This is a genomic window from Mesorhizobium sp. M1050, assembly GCF_040318715.1.
Classification (GTDB): domain Bacteria; phylum Pseudomonadota; class Alphaproteobacteria; order Rhizobiales; family Rhizobiaceae; genus Mesorhizobium.
The window spans coordinates 1-3224 of record NZ_JAMYMV010000154.1 but is presented as its reverse complement, the minus strand read 5'-3'; the positions used below and the strand labels follow the sequence as shown (position 1 = coordinate 3224).

Sequence of the window (3224 nt, the reverse complement as noted above, 5' to 3'; positions counted from 1 at the left end):
AGATGCTGTTCAGCAGTTGCAGAACGGAGTCATTTGGTCGGAAACGCACGCCGTGAGCGCCGGTGACGCCCGCCTTCTCGAGTCCATTGCGCATCATCTCGACATCCGCTGCGGCATAGCGGTGGGTCGTGGCGACCTGTGCGTGCCCGAGCCAGGCTTGGATCGTCAAAAGGTCCACGCCGGACTGGAGAAGCTTCATGGCGAGGGAGTGCCGGAAGATGTGCGGCGATATGGGCTTGTCGGCCAAGGCCGGCCTGGTAGGCACGGCCTCTGTGGCCGCACGCCGCACGATATGGGTCGCTCCGAAACGAGTCAGGCGTTCGTTGCGGGCGCCGACGAATATCGCTCGCGGCTCGTGATGGGCGATCCCGCGCTCGCTCAACAAGGATGTCAGCGCCCGCGCCAGGTCCTTAGCAATGGGGACGACGCGGTCTCTGCGCCCTTTGCCGCGCAGCAGCACTTGTGGGTGCGGCCGTTCCAACTGAAGGTCGTTTGCGTTGACGCCGGTGGCTTCGGAGACCCGGGCGCCGGTCCGTGCCAGAAACAGTAGAAACGTTCGGTCGCGCCGCCCACGGGACGTCCTCTGATCGGGGGCCGCAATAAGGGCGTCCACTTCGGCCTTGGTGAGGTGGTGCGTCACCTCAATGTGAGCCCGTTTTATGGGAATCGTCAGCACGCGTTGGGCGACACCGAAGGACGCCGGGTCAGCGGCTGCTACGTGATGGAAGAAGGATCGGATGGCCGCTAGTCGGGCGTTGCGCGTGGCGATGACGTTCTTGCGCTTCTCCTCGAGCTCGTCGAGGAAGGCGAGAACGAGGTCTCGATCGAGGTCTTCGAGTGCCAATGCGGCCGGCTTCTTCGCCAATCGGGTGGCGGCAAAGATGATCAGCATGCGCAAGGCATCGCGATAGCTGGCCACGGTCGCGGGAGTCGCATTGCGTTGTTTGGTCAAGCGCCGGCGAAAGTAGGACTCCAGGAGCGGCGCCAGCAGCAGGTGTTCGCTCATGCTGCACCTCCGTCGAGGAAGGCGCGCTCCGCCGCAATGGCGAGAAGATCTGCCGAACCGGTGAGATAGTAGGCAGTGTCGCTGTAGCTGGCGTGACCGAGATATGTGGCGAGCAACGGGAGCAACGCCTGAACGTCTGCGCGCTGCTGATGCCAGAGGCCGAGACGGGTCACGGCGAACCGGTGCCTGAGATCGTGTGGCCTTAATGGCTTGCCGCCATCGAGACCAGCAAGCTTGCGGGCCTCGGCAAAGCCGTTTTGCAGGCCTGTCGCCGAGAGGCGATTGCCACGAGAGCTGAGGAAAAGGGCCTGGTCCTTGGGCATGGGAAAAGCGGCATCCCGTTCATGGACGTAGCTACGAAGGGCAGCCTGGGTCGTCGTGTGAACTGGAACGAGACGGTCCTTGCGGAACTTCGTCTTCCGAATGAGGAGAATCCCGTTGGCCAGATCAACGTCGGAACGATCAAGTCTGACCACTTCGCCTGATCGCAGCCCCGAGCTCGCCAATAATCCGATCAGCGTGGCCATTGTCCGCCCCTTGAGAAGGATTCCCGGCGAGATGCGGCGGCATGCGTCGATGAGTGATGCCAACTCGGCCTCGCTGAGGATTCGCGGAGGCGGAATCGCTCTGGATCTGGGGAAAGCTCTGCGCTCCAAGGCTTCGGTTCGCGCGTCATAGACGGCGAGATATTCGTAAAACCGGCGCAGCACGCCGTGACGACTGACACGGCTGTTGGCGGCGCCGCTGAACGAGAGGGCAAAATCCAGCGCCAAAGTTCGAGTGGCAGGCCCATCGAACTGAGCGCGCTCAATGTACCTCACGAAAGCCCGCAACGTGCCGGCTTGCTTGCTGAAGGCATAGCCGAGGGAGTGGCGTAGCTCGATGTAACACTCGGCCTTCTCGCCGAGGAATCGGGCAAAGGCGGTCATGCCACGCCTCCCGGAAAGGGAAGTGCGACCTCGGCAAGTTGCGACGTCGCGACCTTTACGTACAGCGCCGTTGTGTTGATGCTGCGGTGTCCCAGGAGATCGGCGACCTCGTTGATCGGCCTTCGCTGCTTGACGAGCTGGGTGGCAAGACTGTGGCGCAGGAGATGCGCACCTGCGACCTGCCCGAGTTCAACCCCGCCATGTCGCAACCGCTTCCGCACGATCCTCGAAACAGGCGACGCGCATTTGAATGGTGCCACGGGCGGCGTGAAGGACAGGAACAGATACGGACTATCCACCTTCGGTCGAGCGCGCAGGACATAGTCGGCGAGCGCGGCACCGGCTTCCTCGATGAGCGGGGCCACCCGATTACGCTTGCCCTTGGTGTGCCGGACAAAAACCTCGCCAGTTCGCCAGTGGATATCGTGCAGTTGAAGGGCGCGCAGCTCACCGTTGCGAATGCCCGTGGTGGCGAGCAGCAGCAGGACGGCTCGATCGCGGACGTCAACCGGTGCCGTTGCGCCGATCATATCAATTGCACGCCGAACGTCATCCCATGCAAGGCGCGGCGGCAGATGAGCCAAACGCCAGTGGGGCGTCCTGGGGACGACGCGCGCGAGATCCTGATCGTGATGGCCAGCCCAATACAAAAACCGAAGAAATGTCCGGATGTGAGAAGTTGCTGCGGTGCGGGTACCGGAGGTCGCCGATAGTGACAGCCGATGTTCGACAGCGGCAAGGACATGCTCAGCCGTCAATGCGTCGAGGTCTTGGCCGGAATGGTGGCGATGGAACCAATCCAGAAAGCGGCGGCTGCCCAGGAGAACGCCTTCGCGAGACTTTGACTCCAGTCCGCACACCCTGCTCAGATAGTCCGAAAAGGAGCTCAGAAGCGGAGCATTCGGATCATTATCTACACTGGGAACAGCAGCAAGGAAGCGTTCTGGAGCCACTCGCCGCGCGTGTCCCAGTGCCGACACTGCTCCAATGCGTGGAGTATCCGTAGTAAACGTGCACAAATAGCTGTCGACGACATCTTGAGAGATAGGCATCGGACCACAGCGCGTTGCGGCAAACTGGCTAAAGCGCGCAATCCGGCTCAGGTAAATCGTGGCAGACGCTCGCTTATAACCAAGGGTGAAAAAATGCTCCGCGAGGCGATCCATCTCGCCACCGAGTGCACCGCTACGCAGGCGCTTGAGCACCCCACAATAGGAAAAATAGAACTCGAGCATTCTGCCCCTCCGGCGTTGTGGCACAGGGGAATCCCGCGCCATGAGAGAGGCATG

Annotated in this window: 3 protein-coding genes; all 3 read right to left on the bottom strand. The window is 61.9% G+C overall.

Annotated elements, in window-relative coordinates; translation table 11 throughout:
- Window positions 1-1006 (bottom strand): tyrosine-type recombinase/integrase (locus NKH57_RS33550; RefSeq protein WP_023699563.1); only part of this gene is annotated, 1006 nt, incomplete at its 3' end.
- Window positions 1003-1935 carry a tyrosine-type recombinase/integrase gene (locus NKH57_RS33545; RefSeq protein ID WP_352950636.1) on the bottom strand — a complete coding sequence of 311 codons (933 nt, stop codon included), beginning with the start codon at window positions 1933-1935 and terminating at the stop codon, window positions 1003-1005. The genes NKH57_RS33545 and NKH57_RS33550, both read right to left, overlap by 4 nt.
- Complete coding sequence (locus NKH57_RS33540) at window positions 1932-3170, bottom strand: site-specific integrase (RefSeq protein ID WP_352950634.1); 1239 nt, start codon at window positions 3168-3170, stop codon at window positions 1932-1934. Before NKH57_RS33540 ends, NKH57_RS33545 begins: the two co-directional genes overlap by 4 nt.
- Window positions 3171-3224: the final 54 nt, after the last annotated feature.